At 59.7% G+C, this 21,972-nt stretch carries 14 protein-coding genes, 1 other RNA gene and 1 pseudogene; 12 read left to right on the top strand and 4 right to left on the bottom strand.

What is annotated here, in order from left to right; all coding sequences use genetic code 11:
• The first annotated feature begins 112 nt into the window (after positions 1-112).
• The 12 genes from NGJ21_RS08910 to NGJ21_RS08965 all read left to right on the top strand — a co-directional run bounded on the left by NGJ21_RS08910 (position 113) and on the right by NGJ21_RS08965 (position 12,651).
• Positions 113-1,783 carry a lactate permease LctP family transporter gene (locus NGJ21_RS08910; protein WP_046788144.1) on the top strand — a complete coding sequence of 557 codons (1,671 nt, stop codon included), beginning with the start codon at positions 113-115 and terminating at the stop codon, positions 1,781-1,783.
• Positions 1,784-1,846: 63 nt separating this feature from the next.
• Entirely contained in the window at positions 1,847-2,992 is a 1,146-nt protein-coding gene (lldD, locus tag NGJ21_RS08915) for an FMN-dependent L-lactate dehydrogenase LldD (protein WP_251962020.1), read from the top strand.
• A 73-nt stretch (positions 2,993-3,065) separates the two neighbouring features.
• On the top strand, positions 3,066-5,876 hold the full coding sequence (locus tag NGJ21_RS08920) for an FAD-binding and (Fe-S)-binding domain-containing protein (RefSeq protein WP_251962021.1): 2,811 nt from the start codon (positions 3,066-3,068) through the stop codon (positions 5,874-5,876).
• Positions 5,877-6,640: 764 nt separating this feature from the next.
• The gene (locus NGJ21_RS08925; RefSeq protein ID WP_012312628.1) at positions 6,641-6,910 is read left to right on the top strand and encodes a hypothetical protein; all 270 of its coding nucleotides are present in this window, start codon (positions 6,641-6,643) and stop codon (positions 6,908-6,910) included.
• A gap of 4 nt (positions 6,911-6,914) precedes the next feature.
• Positions 6,915-7,163, top strand: coding sequence for a DUF3077 domain-containing protein (locus NGJ21_RS08930; RefSeq protein WP_115273536.1), 249 nt, complete (start codon positions 6,915-6,917; stop codon positions 7,161-7,163).
• A gap of 391 nt (positions 7,164-7,554) precedes the next feature.
• Positions 7,555-7,824 carry a hypothetical protein gene (locus NGJ21_RS08935; protein ID WP_012312628.1) on the top strand — a complete coding sequence of 90 codons (270 nt, stop codon included), beginning with the start codon at positions 7,555-7,557 and terminating at the stop codon, positions 7,822-7,824.
• 4 nt (positions 7,825-7,828) lie between these two features.
• Complete coding sequence (locus tag NGJ21_RS08940) at positions 7,829-8,077, top strand: DUF3077 domain-containing protein (protein ID WP_251962022.1); 249 nt, start codon at positions 7,829-7,831, stop codon at positions 8,075-8,077.
• 150 nt (positions 8,078-8,227) lie between these two features.
• The gene (locus tag NGJ21_RS08945; protein ID WP_174142461.1) at positions 8,228-8,521 is read left to right on the top strand and encodes a PA2433 domain-containing protein; all 294 of its coding nucleotides are present in this window, start codon (positions 8,228-8,230) and stop codon (positions 8,519-8,521) included.
• Positions 8,522-8,620: 99 nt separating this feature from the next.
• Positions 8,621-9,012, top strand: a transfer-messenger RNA (tmRNA) gene (gene ssrA, locus NGJ21_RS08950).
• Between the two features lie 187 nt (positions 9,013-9,199).
• Positions 9,200-10,456 (top strand): integrase domain-containing protein, encoded by a 1,257-nt coding sequence (locus tag NGJ21_RS08955; protein WP_251962023.1) that lies wholly within the window; start codon positions 9,200-9,202, stop codon positions 10,454-10,456.
• 942 nt (positions 10,457-11,398) lie between these two features.
• On the top strand, positions 11,399-12,379 hold the full coding sequence (locus tag NGJ21_RS08960) for an integrase domain-containing protein (RefSeq protein ID WP_251962179.1): 981 nt from the start codon (positions 11,399-11,401) through the stop codon (positions 12,377-12,379).
• A complete protein-coding gene (locus NGJ21_RS08965) occupies positions 12,376-12,651 on the top strand; it encodes a hypothetical protein (protein WP_251962024.1) in 276 nt (91 codons plus the stop codon). The genes NGJ21_RS08960 and NGJ21_RS08965 overlap by 4 nt, the downstream gene beginning before the upstream one ends.
• A 327-nt stretch (positions 12,652-12,978) precedes the next feature.
• Here NGJ21_RS08965 and NGJ21_RS08970 read toward each other — a convergent pair whose 3' ends face one another.
• The 4 genes and pseudogenes from NGJ21_RS08970 to NGJ21_RS08980 all read right to left on the bottom strand — a co-directional run bounded on the left by NGJ21_RS08970 (position 12,979) and on the right by NGJ21_RS08980 (position 21,955).
• Positions 12,979-13,575 carry a hypothetical protein gene (locus NGJ21_RS08970; protein WP_251962025.1) on the bottom strand — a complete coding sequence of 199 codons (597 nt, stop codon included), beginning with the start codon at positions 13,573-13,575 and terminating at the stop codon, positions 12,979-12,981.
• A gap of 171 nt (positions 13,576-13,746) precedes the next feature.
• Positions 13,747-13,896 (bottom strand): annotated as a pseudogene (locus tag NGJ21_RS25910) (HNH endonuclease); the annotation flags it as partial.
• Positions 13,897-13,996: 100 nt separating this feature from the next.
• A complete protein-coding gene (locus tag NGJ21_RS08975; RefSeq protein WP_251962026.1) occupies positions 13,997-17,098 on the bottom strand; it encodes a type I restriction endonuclease subunit R in 3,102 nt (1,033 codons plus the stop codon).
• 84 nt (positions 17,099-17,182) lie between these two features.
• Positions 17,183-21,955, bottom strand: a complete 4,773-nt coding sequence (locus NGJ21_RS08980; RefSeq protein ID WP_251962027.1) for a DUF3320 domain-containing protein — start codon at positions 21,953-21,955, stop codon at positions 17,183-17,185.
• Between the last annotated feature and the right edge of the window lie 17 nt (positions 21,956-21,972).

Raw genomic sequence — 21,972 nt, forward strand, 5'->3', positions numbered from 1 at the left:
AAATTGACACACCCATGACAGCGCTTTTAACCTAGCGTCCAGCCATTGTAAATTGGTCTTACCAATTATCCAATGCCAGTGCCTGACCAACAACAATTAGGGGCTACCCCATATGCAAACCTGGCAACAACTCTATTCCCCGCTTGGTAGTCTTGGCCTGTCCGCACTGGCGGCGGTCATACCCATCGTGTTCTTCTTCCTGGCCCTCGCCGTGTTCCGCCTCAAAGGCCACGTCGCCGGCAGCATTACCCTTGGATTATCGATGCTGGTGGCGATCTTCGCCTTCCAGATGCCGGTCGACATGGCCCTCGCTGCCGCGGGCTATGGCTTCCTCTACGGTCTCTGGCCAATCGCCTGGATCATCGTAGCCGCGGTGTTCCTGTACAAACTCACGGTCAAGAGCGGCCAGTTCGAGGTGATCCGCAGCTCGGTACTGTCGATCACCGACGACCAGCGCCTGCAGGTGCTGCTGATCGGCTTCTGCTTCGGTGCCTTCCTCGAAGGCGCGGCCGGCTTCGGCGCACCAGTGGCAATCACTGCCGCGCTGCTGGTGGGCCTGGGCTTCAACCCGCTGTACGCCGCCGGCCTGTGCCTGATCGCCAACACCGCCCCCGTGGCGTTCGGCGCCCTGGGCATCCCGATCATCGTCGCCGGCCAGGTCACGGGCATCGACGCCTTCCACATCGGCGCCATGACCGGCCGCCAGTTGCCTCTGCTGTCGTTGTTCGTGCCGTTCTGGCTGGTGTTCATGATGGACGGCCTGCGCGGCGTCAAAGAAACCTGGCCTGCAGCCCTGGTGGCCGGCCTGAGCTTCGCCGTCACCCAGTACTTCACCTCCAACTTCATCGGCCCGGAACTGCCGGACATCACCTCGGCCCTGGCCAGCCTTGTTGCCCTGACCCTGTTCCTGAAGGTCTGGCAGCCCAAGCGCTCGTTCGCCGAAGCCAAAGGCAGCGTCGGCGCCGCCGTGGTCAGCAGCGGCGGCAGCCAGCCAAGCCCTTACAGCTTCGGTGAAATCTTCAAGGCCTGGTCGCCGTTCCTGATCCTCACCGTACTGGTCACCATCTGGACCCTGAAACCGTTCAAAGCGGCGTTCGCCCCGGGCGGTGCGATGTACAACTTCGTGTTCAACTTCGCCATCCCGCACCTCGACCAGCTGGTGATCAAGACCGCGCCGATCGTCGCCGCGCCGACCGCCATGCCAGCGGTGTTCAAGCTCGACCCGATCTCCGCCACCGGTACGGCGATCTTCCTGTCCGCGCTGATCTCCATGGCCGTATTGAAGATCAACTTCAAAACTGGTCTTACCACTTTCAAGGAAACCTTCTGGGAACTGCGCTGGCCGATCCTGTCGATCGGTATGGTCCTGGCCTTCGCCTTCGTCACCAACTATTCGGGCATGTCTTCGACCATGGCCCTGGTACTGGCCGGCACCGGCGCCGCGTTCCCGTTCTTCTCGCCGTTCCTGGGCTGGCTGGGTGTGTTCCTCACAGGCTCCGACACCTCGTCCAATGCCCTGTTCGGTTCGCTGCAGGCCACCACCGCCCACCAGATCGGGGTCAACGACACCCTGCTGGTAGCGGCCAACACCAGCGGCGGCGTGACCGGCAAGATGATCTCGCCGCAGTCGATCGCCGTGGCCTGCGCAGCCACCGGCCTGGTCGGCAAGGAGTCCGACCTGTTCCGCTTCACCGTCAAGCACAGCCTGTTCTTCGCCACCATCGTCGGCCTGATCACCTTGGTCCAGGCCTACTGGCTGACCGGCATGCTGGTCCATCACTAAAGTGAAAGGGGCCGGGCGCCACCGAGCGCCCGGCATCTCCTTCAACCCACGCTGCGAGAATCCATGATCATTTCCGCCTCCACCGACTATCGCGCCGCGGCCCAACGCAAGCTGCCCCCCTTCCTCTTCCACTATGCCGACGGCGGCGCGTACGCAGAGCACACCCTGCGCCACAACGTCTCGGACCTGGCCGGCATTGCCCTGCGCCAGCGGGTGCTGAAGAACATGTCCGAGCTGAGCCTGGAAACCCGGCTGTTCGACGAAACCCTGAGCATGCCCGTGGCCCTGGCCCCGGTCGGCCTCACCGGCATGTATGCCCGCCGCGGCGAAGTGCAGGCAGCCCGTGCGGCAGCCGCCCATGGCATCCCCTTCACCATGTCTACCGTGTCGGTCTGCCCGATCGAAGAAGTGGCGCCAGCCATCGACCGGCCGATGTGGTTCCAGCTGTATGTGCTCAAAGACCGCGGCTTCATGCGCAACGCGCTGGAGCGGGCCAAGGCCGCCGGGGTCAAAACCCTGGTATTCACCGTCGACATGCCGGTGCCAGGTGCCCGTTACCGTGATGCACACTCCGGCATGAGCGGTGCCAACGGGCCAATGCGCCGCGTGTTGCAGGCCATGACCCACCCCGAATGGGCCTGGGACGTTGGCGTGATGGGCCGCCCGCACGACCTGGGCAACATTTCCAAATACCGCGGCAACCCCACCGGCCTTGCCGACTACATCGGCTGGCTGGGTAACAACTTCGACCCGTCGATTTCATGGAAGGACCTGGAATGGATCCGCGAGTTCTGGGACGGCCCGATGATCATCAAAGGTATCCTCGACGCCGACGACGCACGTGACGCGGTCAAGTTCGGTGCCGACGGCATCGTCGTCTCCAACCACGGCGGCCGCCAGCTCGACGGTGTGCTGTCCAGCGCCCGTGCGTTGCCGGCGATCGCCGACGCAGTAAAAGGCGACCTGAAAATCCTCGCCGACTCCGGCATCCGCAGCGGCCTCGATGTAGTGCGCATGATCGCCCTGGGCGCAGACACCGTACTGATCGGCCGCGCCTTCCTCTGGGCCCTCGCCGTGCACGGCCAGGCCGGGGTGAAGAACCTGCTCGAACTGTTCGAAAAGGAAATGCGCGTGGCCATGGTGCTCACGGGCGCCAAGGCGATCAGCGAGATCAGCCGCGACTCGCTGGTACGCGAACTGGGCGCTTGAGCGCCTGCAAAAACACCGCCTGTATGACCGGGCATGCGGCGCGCCAGACGCCGTGGCCCGGTGAGGAGATAGCATGAGCCTGCCCGCCGCATTCCTGCGTGATGCCGAGCGCCTGATACCCGCCGATCGCCGTTTCGACGACGCCACGTCCACCCTGGCCTTCGGCACCGACGCCAGTTTCTACCGGCTGATCCCCAAGCTGGTCGTGCGCGTGGAGTCGGAAGACGAAGTGGTCGGGCTGCTGCAACTGGCCCAGCGCGAGCGCGTGCCGGTAACCTTCCGCGCCGCGGGCACCAGCCTGTCCGGCCAGGCTATCAGTGACTCAGTGCTGATCGTGCTCGGCGATAACTGGGGCAACAAAGAGATCCGTGGCCAGGGCGAACAGATCCGCCTGCAACCTGGGGTTATCGGCGCCCAGGCCAACGCCTGGCTGGCCCCTTACGGGCGCAAGATCGGCCCGGACCCGGCCTCGATCAATGCCTGCAAGATCGGCGGCATCGTTGCCAACAACGCCAGCGGCATGTGCTGCGGCACCGCGCAGAACACCTACCACACCCTGGCCGGCCTGCGCCTGGTGCTGGCTGACGGCACGCGCCTGGACAGCGAAGACCCGGCCAGCGTTGCCGCCTTTGAAAACAGCCACGCCGACCTGCTCGAAGCGCTGGACCGGCTTGGCCGCGAAACCCGCGCCAACACCGCACTGGCAGACCGCATCCGGCACAAGTACCGGCTGAAGAACACCACCGGCCTGTCGCTCAACGCCCTGGTGGACTACGACAAGCCGCTGGATATCCTCCAGCATTTGCTGGTTGGGTCTGAAGGTACGCTGGGCTTCATCAGCGCCGTCACCTACGACACCGTGCCCGATCACCCGCACAAGGCCAGCGCGCTGCTGGTGTTCCCCAGCGTGGAAAGCTGCTGCCGCGCGGTGACCGTGCTCAAGCGCCAGCCGGTCTCCGCCGTGGAGCTGCTCGACCGCCGCAGCCTGCGTTCGGTGCAAAACATGCCGGGCATGCCGCTGTGGGTAAAAGGCCTGTCGGACAATGCCTGCGCGCTGCTGATCGAGTCCCGCGCCGCCAGCCAGAGCCTGCTGCACGAACAACTGCAACAGGTCATGGCCTCTATCGCCGAATACCCGCTGGAACAGAAAGTCGACTTCAGCGAAGACCCGGCGGTGTACAACCAGCTGTGGAAGATCCGCAAGGACACCTTCCCCGCCGTCGGCGCCGTGCGCCAGACCGGCACCACGGTGATCATCGAAGACGTCACCTTCCCCGTCGAGCAACTGGCCGAAGGCGTCAACCGCCTGATCCAGCTGTTCGACAAGCACCACTACGACGAAGCGATCATTTTCGGCCATGCGCTGGAGGGCAACCTGCACTTCGTCTTCACCCAGGGTTTCAACAGCGCGCAAGAAGTCGCGCGCTACCAGGCCTTCATGGATGACGTGGCGCAACTGGTGGCCGTGGAGTTCGGCGGCTCGCTCAAGGCCGAGCACGGCACCGGCCGCAACATGGCGCCGTTCGTGGAGCTGGAGTGGGGGCATGACGCCTATCAGCTGATGTGGACGCTCAAGCGCCTGCTCGACCCCAACGGCATCCTCAACCCCGACGTGGTGTTGAGCGAAGACCCGGACATTCACCTGAAAAACCTCAAGCCGCTGCCCGCCGCCGACGAGATCGTCGACAAATGCATCGAGTGCGGCTTCTGCGAACCGGTCTGCCCCTCCAAAGGCCTGACCCTCAGCCCACGCCAGCGCATCGTCATGTGGCGTGACATTCAGGCGAAAAAACGCGCCGGCATCGATACCCGCGCACTGCTGCAGACTTACCAGTACCAAGGCATCGACACCTGCGCCGCCACCGGCCTGTGCGCCCAGCGCTGCCCGGTGGGCATCAATACCGGCGAGCTGGTGAAGAAGTTGCGCAGCCAGGCCGCCGAGCATGCAAAGACCGCCGACTGGCTGGCCGAGCACTTCCCTACTGCACTGGGTGGCGCCCGCCTGACCCTGACCGCCGCCAACACCGCCCGCAAGCTGCTCGGCGCCCCGCGCCTGGGCCGCCTGAGTGCCTCGTTGAGCAAGGCCAGCAAAGGCCGCCTGCCGCAATGGTCCCCCGCCATGCCGCAGCCGTTGCGCAGCATCGATTTCGGCCCGGCGAGCAACGATGCCCGGCCACGGGTGGTGTACCTGGCGGCTTGCGTGTCACGGGTGATGGGCCCGGCCTATGCCGACCGCGAGCAAAGCTCCCTAATGGACAAGACCCGCGCCCTGCTGGAAAAGGCCGGTTACCAGGTGGTGTTCCCCGGCAACGCCGACAGCCTGTGCTGCGGGCAGCCGTTCGCATCCAAAGGTTACCCCGAGCAAGCGGAGCACAAGCGCCAGGAGCTGATCAACGCGCTGCTGCACGCCAGCCGCGGCGGCCTCGACCCCATCTACTGCGACACCAGCCCCTGCACCCTGCGCCTGGTGCAGGACCTGGGCGACACCCGCCTGGACCTGTACGACCCGGTGCGCTTCATCCGCACCCACCTGCTGGACAAGCTGGAGTTCACCCCGCAAAACGAGCCGGTGGCGGTGCACGTGACCTGCAGCACCCAGCACCTGGGTGAAAGCCAGGCGCTGATCGACCTGGCGCGGCGCTGCAGCACGCAAGTGGTGATCCCGGAAGGGATTCACTGTTGCGGGTTTGCCGGTGACAAAGGCTTTACCACACCAGAGCTCAATGCCCACTCACTGCGCAGCCTTAAGGACGCAGTGCAGTATTGCAGTGAAGGGATTTCCACCAGCCGGACCTGTGAGATCGGTTTGTCCAGCCACAGCGGGATCGATTACCACGGGCTGGTCTACCTGGTAGATCGCGTCACCCGCCCACGTACCCTCTGATCTGCCCGCTGATTCGCCGGCAAGCGCTGCCCCCGGTGGTAGCAACTGTCTTGCTCAACCTCTAAAAGCTGGCGCGATCCAGGTGGGAGCCGGCTTGCCGGCGATGGGCCGCAAAGCGGCCCCAGATGCTCGCTGGTCCCGTCGAGCGCGCTCGGGCTATTACAGCTCCGCTATGGGGCTGCTGCGCAGCCCATCGCCGGCAAGCCGGCTCCCACCGCGACCGCGCAGTTCTTCAGCCCTGCGCTTTACCTGTGGAAGCAACTGTCTTGCTCAACTTCTAAAAGCTGTCGCGCCCCTGGAGCAACTGCCTCACCAATTTCTAAAAGTTAACGCAGCTCCTTGTGGGAGCAACTGTCTTACCCAATTTCTAAAAGTTAACGCAGCACCTTGTGGGAGCCGGCTTGCCGGCGATCGAGGGCGCAGCCCTCGCCTACGCCCTCCACCCGTAAGACATTTCCTAACCTGCAACCAAATGCTTCTGGATTGGATGCTTTGGGAATTATCCTACGACCGCCGCTGCCGTTTCGCTGTTGTTGCTCACAACCATCAGGGCTAACTTCCCTGGGTCGTCATCTTTGACGATTTGGGTGTGAGAGCCCGCAAACTTCGGCAGTACTGCTATGGCAGCCGCAACGCGGGCAGGCTTCGGCCTGGCTGGCTTATGCCGATCTTTGCCGGTCTCTCACCCCGCGTTCGGCTGCCACCTTATTCTGTGAGAGGAAGACGAAGGGCAGCTCAAATCCAGCCACGATCGGATCTGCACCATGAAGAAAATCGTACCCGACCCACCCCGCTCCAAACTCCTCACCAACCCCTACTTCTCCATCCACACCGACATGCCCCCTCCAGACGCCCTGGCCCACGCCAGCGAACTGCTGCGCGGCGTCGCCGAAACCATCGACGAACACTGCCGCACCCACGCCGGCGAACCGGGCCTGAGCATGCTCAGCAACGCCGAGCATGCCTGCGAGACGTCCAGAGCCCTGATCGAGCATGCCTTGACTGGCCTCTACAACGCGCAAAGGCAGAGGTGATTCATTGAATGACGCGTTGAAAAACGTCACCACAGCCGGCAGCGAAACCTTCGACCTGTTTCGCCTGCAACCGGGCGTGCCTTTCGAGCACGCCTTCAGCCAGCTATCAGTACTGCTCGGTTGCATCCGCCACCTCACCACCGAAGCCGAAATGGAACACGACCGCCAGGCCGGCAGCGCGGCGCGCATCCTGAGCGAGATGGCCAAGGCGCTGATCGACGACATCGAGCTTGGGCTGAACAAATCCCACTGATGCCACCCGGGCCGCGCTGCGGCCCAATTGCCGGCGATCGAGGGCACAGCCCTCACCTAAGCCCTCCACCCGTAAGACATTTCCTAACCTGCAACCAAATGCTTCTGGATTAAATGCTTTGGGAATTATCCTACGACCGCCGCTGCCGTTTCGCTGTTGTTGCTCACAACCATCAGGGCTAACTTCCCTGGGTCGTTTTCGAACGACAGGGTGTGAGAACCCCGTAAACATGACAGCAGCCTCGTAATGGCGGCCCTGCGTGGGCAGACCTCGGTCTGGCCGGATTTCCCATGTTTACCGGTTTCTCACCCCACGCATGGCTGCCACCCAATCCCGTGAGAAAGGATCGCGTAGGCAGCTCCTGTTGAGTAATCAAACTGGGATCTGCACCATGAAGAAAATCGTACCCGACCCACCCCGCTCCAAACTCCTCACCAACCCGTACTTCTCCATCCACACCGACATGCCCCCTCCAGATGCCCTGGCCCACGCCAGCGAACTGCTGCGCGGCGTCGCCGAAACCATCGACGAACACTGCCGCACCCACGCCGGCGAACCGGGCCTGAGCATGCTCAGCAACGCCGAGCATGCCTGTGAGACGTCCAGAGCGCTGATCGAGCATGCCTTGACTGGCCTCTACAACGCGCAAAGGCAGAGGTGACTCAATGAATGACGCGTTGAAAAACGTCACCACAGCCGGCAGCGAAACCTTCGACCTGTTTCGCCTGCAACCGGGCGTGCCTTTCGAGCACGCCTTCAGCCAGCTATCAGTACTGCTCGGTTGCATCCGCCACCTCACCACCGAAGCCGAAATGGAACACGACCGCCAGGCCGGCAGCGCGGCGCGCATCCTGAGCGAGATGGCCAAGGCGCTTATCGATGACATCGAGCTTGGGCTGAACAAATTCCACTGATACCACCCGGGCCGCGCTGCGGCCCAATCAGCGGCAACACCCCGCCGCACACCATCATGTCGCCAAGCCAGCACCCCGATTGAACCCTCGGCAAACCCCAACAGTCCACCCTTACAGGCCCACCTTCCAGAGGCCTTCAAGGAGACACCCATGAAAGGTACCGCGCTTTCGGCCCTCTTCGCGGCCGCTACCCTCCTGGCTTCACCGGTGTTCGCTGCTGACGACCTGTGCACTATCAACCTGCAGAAGATCGACGACCAGATGGCCACCGCCGGCGCCACCTCCGAAGGCCTGGACAAGGCCATCACCGAACACGTCGACAAGGCCAAGGCCGCGCAGGCGTCGGGCGACACCAAAGAATGCATTGCCATCTCCACCAAAGTGCTCGAACGCCTGGAAAAAACCGACAAGGGCAGCGGCTCGGCCGGTGGCAGCGGTAGCTAAGCTTTGAGCGGGCGGCAAGAAGCGGCTGTCGACGCCGCCCGCGCAAAGGCGTATACTCAGCAGCACGTGCCGAAAGGTACGTCAGCTAGAGCTGAGTGTGGGGCCGATTAGGATTCGACGCCGGTAGCGAAACTCTAGGTGCATGCCGAGTTGGTAACAGAACTCGTAAATCCACTGTTGCAACTTTCTATAGTTGCCAATGACGAAAACTACGAGGGTTACGCTCTCGCTGCGTAAGCAGCTGAGCCCGCTCTCCTGGTAGCTTCGGCTCCAGCAATCATCAGGGGATGCCTGTAAACCCGAAATGATTGTCATACAGAACAGGATCGTCGTGTAGCACGTTGGGGGCAAAGCGACTAAAACTTACCCAACTCGTCCAAAGCACCCTGCCCGTCGGGCGGCTGCGGATTAACTCAATAGACACGGCTAAGCATGTAGTACCGACAGCGGAGTACTGGCGGACGGGGGTTCAAATCCCCCCGGCTCCACCAAATGATCAAAAAAAGACGTCCACGGACGTCTTTTTTTGTGCCTGCGACCCAGTAAATACGCGGCTTCCAGCGCTTTTGCGGTCTTTTGAGAGTTTTTGAGTTCCAGCCGTTCGGGTATTCCAGACGGTATTCCAGCTCACCCGGTGCTAATCTTTGGAATACCGAATCAGTGCCTGAGGACAATCTCATGCCTGCTCAAAACCTCCGCCTCTCCGATCGACAGCTCAAGGGAGTCAAACCCGCGTCCAAGGATTATGTCCTCACTGACGGTGACGGTTTGCAGCTCCGCGTACGCAGCAACGGCTCGTTGCTGTGGAATTTCAACTACCGCGAACCGGTGACCAAGAAGCGCATCAACATCGGCTTCGGGACCTATCCCGAACTGTCGCTGGCGAATGCACGAAAGATGGCAGTCGATGCGCGCGAACTGCTCGCACAGGGCATCGATCCGAAGGTGCAGCGCAATACGTTGAATGAAGCCAAACGCGCGGAAACCGAACACACCTTCGAGAACGTGGCCACCGCTTGGTTCGAGCTCAAGAAGGACTCGGTCACCCCGGCCTACGCCGAGGACATTTGGCGGTCGCTCACGCTGCATGTATTCCCCGACTTGAGGACGACACCACTCGCGAAAATCACCGCGCCGATGGTGATCGGATTGCTTCGTACAATCGAAGCGAAGGGCAGCCTGGAGACAGTCAAACGTCTTAGCCAGCGGCTAAACGAGATCATGACCTACGGCGTCAACTCCGGCTTGATCTTCGCCAACCCGCTCAGCGGTATCAGGGCAGTCTTCAAGAAGCCCAAGAAAGAAAACATGGCCGCGCTTCCGCCCGAAGAGCTCCCCGAGCTCATGCTGGAGATTGCGAACGCCAGCATCAAACGCACCACCCGCTGCCTGATCGAATGGCAGTTGCACACAATGACTCGCCCCGCCGAGGCGGCGACTACTCGCTGGGCGGACATCGACTTTGAAAGGCGTGTCTGGACTATCCCTCCGGAGCGAATGAAGAAGCGCCGCCCACACAGCATTCCGTTGAGTGATCACGCGGTCGCACTGTTGGAGTCACTGAAGACTCACAGCGGCCATCGAGAATACGTCTTCCCGGCAGACAGAAATCCGCGCACCCACGCCAATAGCCAGACCGCCAACATGGCGTTGAAACGCATGGGGTTCCAGGATCGATTGGTCAGTCACGGCATGCGCTCGATGGCCAGCACCATCTTGAATGAGCATGGCTGGGACCCGGAACTCATTGAGGTCGCACTGGCGCACGTCGACAAGGATGAGGTGCGCAGCGCTTACAATCGGGCCGACTACATCGAGCGCCGGCGTCCGATGATGGCTTGGTGGAGTGACTACATCCAGAAAGCCGCCACCGGCAGCCTGCTTGCCTCAGCCTACGGCCAAGTCAGAGACAAGAATGTGGTGCCGATTCGTTAGCACTGTGCAGGCGCAAGAATTGCGGTAACAACTGAGCGTCCAAAATTCGGGGCAAGCAGCCTCGCTTATCTGCTTCTCAGCGCGGGTCCATCCAAACAGGGCTGCAAAGCCGCCCTGTTTGGATGGACCTCACTTTGAAGAGCTAACAGCCACGACGTTGTCCAGGATTTACCACGGAATTCCACCGATGGATAACCGCTTTTCACGTCCTCAAGAGCACTGAATTTCGGCCCTTGACCGGGTTTATCCACAGGCGTAGAACTGGCCGTGCAAAGGCTGTCGATGACAGCACCCCAGGTGACCCGAGCCTTAAAGGTCACGCCGCTCCCGCGGTGGTTCTCCCCAAGGGCGATTCGCATCCGGCAGCTCGCCCGGTCACTACCCATGTGATGGATGCTCTTACACATATGGCGCTCGTGCGCCAGCTACACCGTACCTCGCTGCCCTGCAGCAACCTATCCGATTGGCCGAATCTTGCGCCAACCTGTGCCTGTCTCTTTCTTCGGAAAGAGACGGGCACTTTTACCACTGCTGCAGCCCTGATCGCACATGGCTTTGCGGCAATCTCCCTCGTGACAATCGGCGTGACAAACGCCGATGTCACCAGCAACAGCGCTGTAGATGATGGTGCCGCAGACCAAGGAATGGACTGCACCTGACTGACAGTCAGGCATGCCCCGGTCATCGCATTGCTGCTTGCACATGGCTCAGGATCTTCAGGCGCAGGTCTCGTCAGCCAGTGCTGTCTCCACCCGCCCACCGGTAACGGTGCTCAGGAGGCCAGATCATGAGATGCCCTTGCTCCCGGTCGTAAGGAGCCGCCAGTCCCGCGTAGAGGACATTCCCCACAGGTCGCAGGGGCCTTGATCCCTGATAACACTCAGCATTCTTGGCGGGATGACGTGGGGCGAGGATCGGAGAGCGGACGATGAGGTGATCGACATGGCATTGGTGGGTAGACGCGATGGCCGTAATTTTGGCTACGGCAGGCAATTGAGCTATGCAGGGCCGCAAGCGCTGAAAGACATGTTCGGCGGCGGTCATTACGGCACGGTCAAGGCGCACACTGATCGGTGGCAGGCATTCGTGAAGTGGTGCCGTTCCGAACAGGGGCCCGGTATCAATGATGCGCGGCAGATTGATCGGAAGGTGCTGTCCGATTATGCGGCGCATCTGCGCGAGGTGGTTAGGCGCGGTGACCTCGCCATCAGCACCGCACAAAATCGGCTTTCCAGCGTTAACAGGACCATGGCAGCGCTTCGCGGTGATCAGTACGTGAAGTTGCCCAGCCCGAGCAAGGCGTTGGGTATGCAGCGCACCGGGGTTCGCCACTCAGTGCCAGAGGGCCAGGACCGCAAGCAGGTTATGCAGATCGTCGATGCGCTTTGCCGCCATCATCAACAACGGGCCGCCGCGATCGTTCTGCTGGCGCGAGCCACCGGCATGCGCTTGCGTGAGGCCATCTTGGCTGACCTGCCACGGTTAAATCGTGAGGCTCAAGACATTGGCAAGATCAACATTCAGGACGGCACCAAGGGCGGCCGTGCCGGTGCAACGGCCCCCCGTTGGATAGCAGTGGACGACCATGTTCGTGGTGCACTTGAGTTTGCACGGCAGGTGTCGCCAGTGGGAAGCCACAACCTGATTGAGCAAAACAAAAGCTACCTGGATTTTCTGCAAGAAATCATCCGCCCTGCGCGGGACATCCTGCATGCACACAACCTCAAAGGCTTCCATGAGCTACGAGCGGCGTACGCATGTGAACGCTATGAGCAAATCACGCAACACCCTGCGCCTATCAACGGCGGCTTATGTTGCCAGGCAGATAGGAACCTAGATCGTGAGGCCCGGAGGCAAATCAGCTATGAGCTGGGGCACGGTCGAATCGATGTGGTCGCGGCCTACATTGGAGGACGCATATGAGTAAGGCATTCGATATGGAACTGTTCTTGGCTGCGGTGCTGACGGGATCGTACGCAACGCGGCAGCGCCATTTACGGCAAGCTAAGCTCATCCAAGCAAAGATATCTGAACGCTGGCAGCTAGAAACACCTTGGAGTTGGAAGAAAAAACATGTTGCTTGGTTTCTCGACCACCGACTAGTGAGGCGATGCAAAGCAACTCGATATTACTACCTGCTGACCATCCGGCTGCTGGCTCGCCGTTTAGAAAGAGCTTGGGTCTTCAAGTGCTAAGAAGGTCTGACCTTGATAATCACGACCGACCGCAACCGAGCCAGGCTGTGTGAAAACCTCTCGACCGATGTGGCTGTTCAAAAAACATCCTAAAAATTGCGCGTCTACGCAAAATCTGGGGCTGCTGAACCGCCATCTCTTTTCAGATTTCACGTACGAGCGCGATCATCGAAAAGCAGCAGGGGTTTTCACACAGCCTGGACCCATAGCGCCTCTCGCGAAGGGCAGCAATCGACCAGAAGGATCGCTCACCTCAGACAGCTTACGTTTGGTTAAGAGGGGCTTTAGCACGTCCCAGTGAGCGAGGCGAACGGTTTGAACCAGTTGCTAGACGTCAATGAGCTGCGGGAGGAAAGGACAATAGCCATGCTTTTTATCAAATTCAAGACCTTTGGATATTTCAAAGTTGCCGTGGAGATAGTGCTTGCGATCCTCTCCTTGTGCTAAGCGACAACCTAAGCGCTCAACCATTGGACTGATTCCCTCATGCTCATCGATCCACTCGTTATAGCCAGCAATTGATGGTCCGCCTACATTTATGACGAACTCGACACCATAGAAAAGAAAGCAGAAAAGTGTTTCCTGCCGCCTGTTCATAAAAAGTCCAAAGCCAAAGCCGGCTTGAACCCATTCATTCGTGAGAGGGTGTTGCATCAATGTATCATGGCGGAACACGCGTCTCTGCGAAAATGGCCATTCCTTAAAATTGTTTCCATACCGAGCGTATTCGCGAACATTGTCAAAGAAAGGCTCGTTGCTCAAATGAGATGGGCCTTGGGGGCTTTCGCAGAACAACTCTGCAACCGCCTCGTAAGCCATTTTGCAAAGAAACCTCGACATTTCCCGTTGTGGTGGATCATCGTTGATTGTGAAAATCAGTGGCTGCTCAAACTCATTAATAATGACTTCAGAAAGAGCAGGCATGTCGTTACCTTTTTCCGTATTTAGGTGAAACATCCCACTTGACGAGCGACGCATATTCACTGCGATATCGGTACCTGCAATGTGGCCAACCAGAGATGGATATGTTCCTTTCTTATTGGAAACTTTCTCCCATGCACGGACATTTCTCATCCATGAGTGAGTTAGAACCGGTTGCTCAACTCTGCGCGCAAAGTAGTTATTGCACTTATCACAGACAATACCAGCCGGCAATACACGTTTTTTGTTTCCAGCTGATTCTGGGATGATGTGCTCAACACTACGTGAGCTTGTTGAGTCGCACTTGCAGAAGATACATCGCATAGGCTTTTATTAACTGACTTCTAATTTTTGAGGACCAGCTTCAGCCAGTCCCAAGTTGGCGAGCGAGCGATGAGGTGACCGTTATGGCATTTGTACAGCCCTACATCCATGCCTCACAGAGCGTCTCAGCCTGTGCCAGCACTAGTTGTGCCGCCTCCTCCTGCTGATCCGGCGGATACTTATATTTACGCAGGATGCGCTTGACCAGAAGCCGCAGCTTGGCCCGCACACTGTCACGATTACTCCAGTCTACGGTTACGTTCTGGCGCAGGCTATCGGTCAGCTCATGGGCGATCTTGGCTAGGATCTCATCGCCCAGCTCTCGCACCGAGGCCTCGTTATTGGCCAGCGCATCGTAGAAAGCCAACTCGTCATCATTCAGGCCCAGCACATCTCCACGCTTGCTCGCTTCAGCAAATTTCTTGGCCATCTCGATCAGCTCTTCGATGACCTGGGCGGTCTCGATGGAGCGGTTCTGGTAGCGCTTGATCACGCTATCGAGCAGCTCGGAGAACTTCTTCTCCTGGGCCAGGTTGCTGGCGAACTTGCTCTTGATCTCACCCTCCAGCAGGCGCTCCAGTAGCTCAACCGCCAGGTTTTTCTCCGGTAGGTTGCGCACCTCGGCAAGAAACTCATCATCGAGCAGGCCGATGTTGGGCTTGTCCAGACCGACCGCCTCGAACACATCCACCACCTCGTCGGAGACTACAGCATTGCCGATGATCTGGCGGATCGCCAGCTCACGTTCTTCGTCGGTTTTCTTTTGGGCGCTGATGTCACGCTTGGTCAGCAGCACCTTGATGGCCTGTAGGAAAGCCACTTCCTCCCGAACGGCTTTGGCCTCGTCCAGGGTGCAGCACAGGGTAAAGGCCTTGCTCATGGCCAGGGCATTGTCGGCAAATCGCTTCTTGCCATCCTCCAGCCCCAGCACATGGTTGGCGGCACCGGCCAGTAGCTTGTGCCCGCCAGTCAGGAAGTCGCCGTAATCGAAGCCATACAGCAGGCTACGTAGCACATCGAGCTTTTCCTCCAGCACCGCATAGGCTTCATGGGCATCGACGGTGGGCCGCCCCCTGCCTTTGCTGGCGGTGTACTCCTTGAGCGCCGCCTTCAGTTCGTTGGCAATGCCGATGTAATCCACTACCAGACCGCCCTGCTTGTCCTTGAACACCCGGTTCACCCGGGCGATGGCCTGCATCAGGTTGTGGCCCTTCATCGGCTTGTCGACGTACAGGGTATGCACGCAGGGCGCATCGAAACCGGTCAGCCACATGTCGCGGACGATCACCAATTGCAGCGGATCGGCAGGGTCCTTGAAACGCTTCTCCAGGCGCTTCTTCACCTGCCCCGGGTAAATATGCGGGCGCAGCAGTGCCTTGTCCGATGCGCTACCGGTCATGACGATCTTCACCGCGCCCTTCTCCGGATCCTCATCGTGCCATTCGGGGCGCAGGGCGATGATCTCGTTGTACAGGTGCACGCAGATCTCACGACTCATGGCCACCACCATGGCCTTGCCGTTTTGCGCCTGGTTGCGTTCCTCGAAGTGCGCCACCAAATCGGCCGCCACGCTCTTGATACGCGGCTCGGCCCCCACGATTTTTTCCAACGCGGCCCAGCGCGACTTCAAGCGTGACTGCTGATCCTCCTCCTCATCCTCGGCCAGCTCGTCGACCTCGTCGTCGATATGCGCCAGCTCAGAGTCTTTGAGCGACAGCTTGGCCAGCCGCGACTCGTAGTAGATGGCCACGGTGGCGCCATCTTCCTTGGCCTGCTGCATGTCGTAGACGTGGATGTAGTCGCCGAACACCGCACGGGTATCACGATCTTCGCTGGACACCGGCGTACCGGTAAAGGCCACGAAGGTAGCGTTAGGCAGAGCGTCGCGCAGGTGCTGGGCATAACCCACCTGATAGCGAGCACTGGCATCGGCCACCTTCAAGTCCGGCACCTTCAGCGAAGCACTGAAGCCGTATTGGGTGCGGTGCGCCTCGTCGGCCACCACCACGATATTCGAGCGCATGGACAACACCGGGAAACTGTCTTCATCCTCGCCCGGCATGAACTTCTGGATGGTGGCAAAGACAATGCCGCCACTGGGGCGGTTGGCCAGTTTCTCGCGCAGATCGCCGCGGGTAAGCGCCTGTACTGGCTGTTCACGCAGCAGATCCTGCGACAGCGAGAACACGCCGAACAGTTGGCCATCCAGGTCGTTGCGGTCGGTGATGACTACGATGGTCGGGTTCTCCATCGCCGCTTCCTGCATCACTCGGGCGGCGAAGCAGGTCATGGTGATGCTCTTGCCCGAGCCCTGGGTATGCCAGACCACCCCGCCCTTGTGCGTGCCGCCGGGGCGCGAGGCGATCACCGCTTGCTGGATCGCCGCACGCACGGCATGGAACTGGTGATAGCCGGCAATCTTCTTCACCAGCCGGCCATCATCCTCGAACAGCACAAAGTAACGCAGATAATCCAGCAAAAGCACCGGCTGCAGCACCCCACGAACCAGCGTCTCAAGCTCGTTGAACTCACCCAGCGGATCGATCGTAGCCCCATCGATGGTGCGCCAGCGGGCGAAGCGCTCGATATCCGCAGACAGCGAGCCCAGGCGCGCCTCGCTTCCATCGCTGATCACCAGAATCTCGTTGTAATGAAAGACGTCCGGGATCTGCTCCTTGTAGGTCTGGAGCTGGTCGAAGGCCTTGACCAGGTCGGCATTCACATCCGCCGGGTTCTTTAGCTCCAGAAGCACCAATGGCAGGCCGTTGACGAATAGGATGATGTCCGGCCGACGTGTGTGCTTCGGCCCCTGAATGCTGAACTGATTGACCGCCAGCCACTCGTTGGCCTGCACATCCACCCAGTCGATCAGGCGCACGAAATCGCCGCGGGTCTCTCCGTCCTTCTGGTACTGCACCGGCACACCGCCGACCAGCAGGCGATGAAGCAGGCGATTGGCCGACAGTTGCACCGGCACGCCCAGCTCCAGCACCTGGCGTAAGGCGTCCTCACGCGCCGCCAGTGGGATCTGCGGGTTGAGCCGGGAAATGGCCGTGCGCAGGCGCATGGTCAACAGCACGTCGCGATAGCTCTCGCGCTCGGGGTTATCGCCGTCGTGGGCAATGTCCGGCCCATAAAGGTGCGCGTAACCCAGCTCAGTGAGCCAGCCGAGGGTTTCCTGTTCCAGTTGGTCTTCGGTCATATCCGTCCTTAGCGTGCCTTACCTGGCACCTCTGCAAGCTCAATGGGATCCACTTAGTCGATTACAGTCGCGATAATGGGCTATCTACCCTAAATCAGCGGCTGCCGTGACTACCCCATCAACCACTTGCAATCGCCCTTGAGCAGCAAGCGCACCTACTCTCTCCTCAAGGATGCCCGCAATCTTCGATGTCGCTCGCCCGAAGCCCAACAGCCCGAGTGCACCAGAAATGGCATCTTCGCGCCCCATAGAGAAACCGAGGGTTACTGTTTCCAGTAATGCCTGATCCAACTCCTCCGGAGCAACCCACTCAATTTTTCGCTCTGCAGATTCCAAATGAGCACGACTGCGAATCGGGACAGACCGGTTATCCGCGCAATACACAAAGCTGCCATGGCCGCGGTACACGCCCTGCCGAACACCGAGGCGAATGGCTTCGTCCACAACGCTGGTAATCCTTGCACCTGCCCGAGCCACACCGTAGGCCTCCATAATTCGCCGCGTGACCTCACTGGCATGCACTGGTGCCTCAACCTCAACCACAGTCCGGATCATCTGCATCAATCGTTCTGGCTTTTCCTGATGCAACTCGGTCTTCGATGCCACTGGAGTTAGTCGAGCCTTCACGTATGGTTGGCTTGAACTCGGTACTGTCTCTTCTGCCGGTGCTCCTCGAACAATCTCATGCTTCGGTTCTGTCGCCACCTGAGGAAGTACATGACGCCCCTCCGCTATCCTCGCGCGAGCCGCCTCAATGGCCGCTACGGCGCGAATGATTTCCTGTTGAGGATTGCGGAACCAATCCGTGCTCCAGATCCGGTGGAAGTTCCAGCCTAACCCTTCCAACACGCCCTGGCGCAAACGATCTCGATCACGTGCAGACCGTGAGCTGTGATATGCAGCGCCATCGCACTCGATAGCAAGAACGTAACGCCCCGGATAGTCAGGATCCTTGACTGCGATATCGATAAAGTAGCCCGCGGTGCCTACCTGCGGCTCCACCTCGTAGTTCCTTTCCCGCAACGCCTCTATCACCTCCAGCTCAAACGGCGAATCTGCCGCCTTGCCTGTCTCTCGTGCGACTTCAAGCACACCCGTCTCGGCGTACTTGAGGAAGTTTTTTAACGCTCTCACTCCGAGGCTGGCCCCCGCATCGAGCTCAAGCTCGTCAGCCCTGAAGTTGCAGAAAACACGCATCGCCAATTTAGCGCGCGTAATCAGAACATTGAGTCGGCGGTGCCCGCCCTCGCGGTTCAATGGGCCAAACTCCCTGGCAATTCGGCCAGACTCGTTACGCCCATAGCCGATGCTGATGAAGATCTTGTCCCGCTCATCCCCCTGGATATTCTCCAAGTTCTTGACGAAGAAGGGCTCGCTCCCTTGCGAGGTGAAAAACGCCTCAGCCTCAGGCATCTGCCGGCGCAGCAACTCGATCTCGACCTGGATCAGATCTCGCTGCGCCACACTGAATGCGGCAACCCCCAGCGATAGCTCTGGCGTTTGGATCGCGTGCTGCATAACGGCCTGCGCGACAGCCTTGGCCTCACCTTTGTTGGTACGGGTTCGCCCCCGGTCATATAGCGCATCTGGCAGATAGTCGAAGCTCACTCCACTGGCATGCGGATGCTGGCCCGCAGAGGGGAACACCACCAGCTTGCTGTCGTAGAACTCGACGTTGGAAACCGCGATCAACGACTCATGCCGGCTTCTGTAGTGCCAGCGGAGATAGCGCTCCTGGCTACCGGCGGCCTTAAACATGCTCAAGATGCTTTCAATGTCGGCGGTCGCCGCATCCTCGTCATCCAACTCGACATCACGGCTGAAGAAATCGGTAGGGGGCATCTGCCGGGTATCCCCGACCACAACCACCTGTTTACCGCGCATGATGGCGCCGAATGCATCGATAGCCTTCACCTGGGAGGCTTCGTCGAATACCACCACATCGAACTCCAGCTTTCCAGGAGGTAGAAAGTTCGCGATCGACATGGGGCTCATCATGAAAACAGGCTTGATCTGCTGAATCGCCCGCCCCGCCTTCTCAATCAGCTGCCTGATCGGAATATGCCGGCGCTTCTTGTTCAATTCAGCGCGCAGTACGGCCATTTCACCAGGCTGATTAATGTTGGGCATCCCCTCCCAGACCTGTTTAGCCAAATGCGTTTGCGCATGATTGAGCGAAGCCAGATCGAGGGATTTGAACCGCGCGATCTGGTGCTCGTGTTTAATGCGGTCGAACTGCTGCAAAGCTGGTTTCTCGGCATAGACCCGCTGCACCAGCCCCGAATACCAGGAGAAGTCCAAAATGGCAGTTAGCTGCCTGGGTTTATCACTGCTGATGGCAATCTCGAGCAACTCGTCGAGCTTAATGTCGCGTATCTGCTGCGCCAGAACATTGAACCGCGCCATCTGGTAAAGCGCGGTCAGTCCTCCCTGCCACTGTTGCAAACGCTCGCCGAGAGCCGCCAGGCCCAGCTTTCTGAAGTCAGCGTTAGCGTTTTCCGCCTGCATGCCGGTCACCTCAAGCGCACTGAGTAGCGCCTTGTCCAACCCGGCAACATGTTGCTCTATTCCGCTTACCGCATCCCCCAGGCCACTGGCATCGGCATGCCCGGCCAGAAAGGCGATGATGCCTTGGGGAATCTGTCCATTTCCCAGATCGTCATGCAGCCTGACTACCCAGGCGCTCAAGCGCTCGAGCACTGCCCAATCCGTTTTCTGGCGCTGCCATTGGGCACCGAACAGCGCGCTACCCAATGCCTCGTGCTGGTCATACACCTTCTTGCACTGCTGATAGGTCAGTACCGAGTCCACCAGTTCCAACATACCCGCATTGGTCTTGGGCAACGCTTCCCGAGCGAGCCCCTGCAGACGGGCCCGGGCTGCACGGAAGCGCCCCGAGAAGATCCTCCACCATTTATCGCCGTACGCCTGAAGGCTCTGCCGAACCTCCAGCAGATCCTGCTCCCAAGCAGCGTCGATCAACTGGCTGTCATGCCGAGTGCGGCACGCCGTCATACGCTCTCCTGCTTCCAGCAGTTCGCGAATGACATCACGCCTTGACTGCCACTCCCCTGTAGATAGCTGGACACCTTCGAGTCGCGGAGCCTCGGCAGCACGACGAGCAGCCCGGCAAACCACATCCACATCTGCCAGGGTGGCGGGCTGAGTCAGCATTAACCGCTCAGAAAGTGCGGCAACAGCCAATTGCAATGCGCTGAGATGGGAGCTCGCCAACTGTAGTGCATCATTTGCACTGCTCTGCTCGATAGGCGAGAAGAAGGTGCGCTGACTTCCCCAGAAGACGCTCTTGTCGGGGCGCCCCATCTCCTCAAGGTGCAGCACCAGCTCCTCAACCAACGCTCGCCGCTTTTGCTGCTCGGCAAAACTCCATGCCACCATAGGCGCAAAAGAAATAACCGGCAGCCCTTCATGAACTCGTTTCAGTTGCAGGTAACGGCCGAGCACATCAACAAAGGGCAGACCGCTTGCTCCTGCAGAGGAGCTCACAGCCTCGCAATACTGATTAAGAGCATCTTGCAGCTCTTTCAAGCTCGCAAGATCCTCCTCACCGACCTTGGTCAGTGGCCGCCCCTGATCCAGAGTCCGCCCCAACTCCTTAAGCACAGATTGCTTGGTAGCCTTGTGGCTATGCAGTTCAAGGACGGCATCACCCAGATGACTCTCATCCAGACGACGCTTGACCACCTCGAGCGCCGCCATCTTCTCGGCAACGAACAGCACCGATTTCTTCTGGCCAATCAGCTCCGCGATGATGTTGGTGATCGTCTGCGACTTGCCTGTGCCGGGAGGCCCCTGGATCACCAGATTGGAACCCTCGCGCACCTCCAGAATCGCCTCGGTCTGGCTACTGTCGGCATCCTTCACAAAACGCACATCGCCCGGTTTGATCACCGAGTCGATGTTTACATCTTCTGCATACGCTGCGGGCCTATCCCCGAAGCCTGAGCCAAGCAGACGTTTCATCACGCCGTTGGCGTCCGGTTGCTTCTCTTCCGGCCAGCTCTTCGGGTCGAGGTCCTTGAACATCAAAAACTTGCCGAAGGAAAAGAAGCCCAGGGCGATCTCGTTGCTGGCGACCTTCCAGCGTGACTGCTTGCTGATCACATCGGCCACTTCACGATAGAAGCGCTCAAGACTGCGCTCATCGGTCGCGAAGTTGTCCTCGTCAAATCCGCAGGCGGCCATATCCAGGCCAAAGTCAGTCTTTAGCTTGGCAACCAGAGAAAGGTTCGCCATCAGCTCGTCACCCGAGTATGCCAGCTTGAAGGCATCTTTGGCGCCGCTGCGCTCAAGGCTGACCGGCAGCAGTATCAGGGGTGCCTTGCGCAGATTTTCCGAGCTATCCGCTTCGTACCAATGCAAAAAGCCCAGGGCCAGGAACAGCGTGTTCACCCCCTGCTCCTCGATAAAGCCTTTAGCCTCGGTGTGGATCTTCAACAGCTGCAGGAACAGACGCTCATCATCGATGGCCGTCTGCAAGCGGGTATCCATATGGCGACGGGCCCTGCCTGATTCATCCTCATCGCCCTCGTCAGCGACGCTGGACCAGTCCAGGCTATCCAGTTCATGCAGCAACTCTGCGTCACTGGCAGTGTCAGCCTCTGCCTCCTCCGGCTTCGCAGCCTTTGCCAGCTCAGCCAGCTTCTTGCGCGCCATCGGCGCAAAGGTCATGCCCTTTTGCTGTCGATAGAGGATGTTGAACACCTCCTCGGACAACTCATCGACCACCATCAGGGTCTTGGCTGTCTTGCGGAAGTTGAGCATGTTGTTGCGAAGCCCGATATCCAGCAGCTCTTTGCGGCTGCTCTGTAGCTTCTGGCTGATCCCTGAGCTCATAGAAATCTCTTTAATCG

The organism is Pseudomonas sp. Marseille-Q5299 (genome assembly GCF_943737035.1).
GTDB classification, from domain to species: Bacteria; Pseudomonadota; Gammaproteobacteria; order Pseudomonadales; family Pseudomonadaceae; genus Aquipseudomonas; species Aquipseudomonas putida_E.

Bases quoted from the DNA above. Each gene is read 5' to 3' on its own strand.
- NGJ21_RS08925 (WP_012312628.1), top strand. From the start codon at position 6,641: ATGAAGAAAATCGTACCCGACCCACCCCGCTCCAAACTCCTCACCAAC.
- NGJ21_RS08980 (WP_251962027.1), bottom strand. From the start codon at position 21,955: ATGAGCTCAGGGATCAGCCAGAAGCTACAGAGCAGCCGCAAAGAGCTG.
- NGJ21_RS08935 (WP_012312628.1), top strand. From the start codon at position 7,555: ATGAAGAAAATCGTACCCGACCCACCCCGCTCCAAACTCCTCACCAAC.
- NGJ21_RS08920 (WP_251962021.1), top strand. From the start codon at position 3,066: ATGAGCCTGCCCGCCGCATTCCTGCGTGATGCCGAGCGCCTGATACCC.
- NGJ21_RS08960 (WP_251962179.1), top strand. From the start codon at position 11,399: ATGGCATTGGTGGGTAGACGCGATGGCCGTAATTTTGGCTACGGCAGG.
- NGJ21_RS08970 (WP_251962025.1), bottom strand. From the start codon at position 13,575: ATGCCTGCTCTTTCTGAAGTCATTATTAATGAGTTTGAGCAGCCACTG.
- NGJ21_RS08965 (WP_251962024.1), top strand. From the start codon at position 12,376: ATGAGTAAGGCATTCGATATGGAACTGTTCTTGGCTGCGGTGCTGACG.
- NGJ21_RS08955 (WP_251962023.1), top strand. From the start codon at position 9,200: ATGCCTGCTCAAAACCTCCGCCTCTCCGATCGACAGCTCAAGGGAGTC.
- NGJ21_RS08945 (WP_174142461.1), top strand. From the start codon at position 8,228: ATGAAAGGTACCGCGCTTTCGGCCCTCTTCGCGGCCGCTACCCTCCTG.
- NGJ21_RS08975 (WP_251962026.1), bottom strand. From the start codon at position 17,098: ATGACCGAAGACCAACTGGAACAGGAAACCCTCGGCTGGCTCACTGAG.
- NGJ21_RS08910 (WP_046788144.1), top strand. From the start codon at position 113: ATGCAAACCTGGCAACAACTCTATTCCCCGCTTGGTAGTCTTGGCCTG.
- NGJ21_RS08940 (WP_251962022.1), top strand. From the start codon at position 7,829: ATGAATGACGCGTTGAAAAACGTCACCACAGCCGGCAGCGAAACCTTC.
- lldD (WP_251962020.1), top strand. From the start codon at position 1,847: ATGATCATTTCCGCCTCCACCGACTATCGCGCCGCGGCCCAACGCAAG.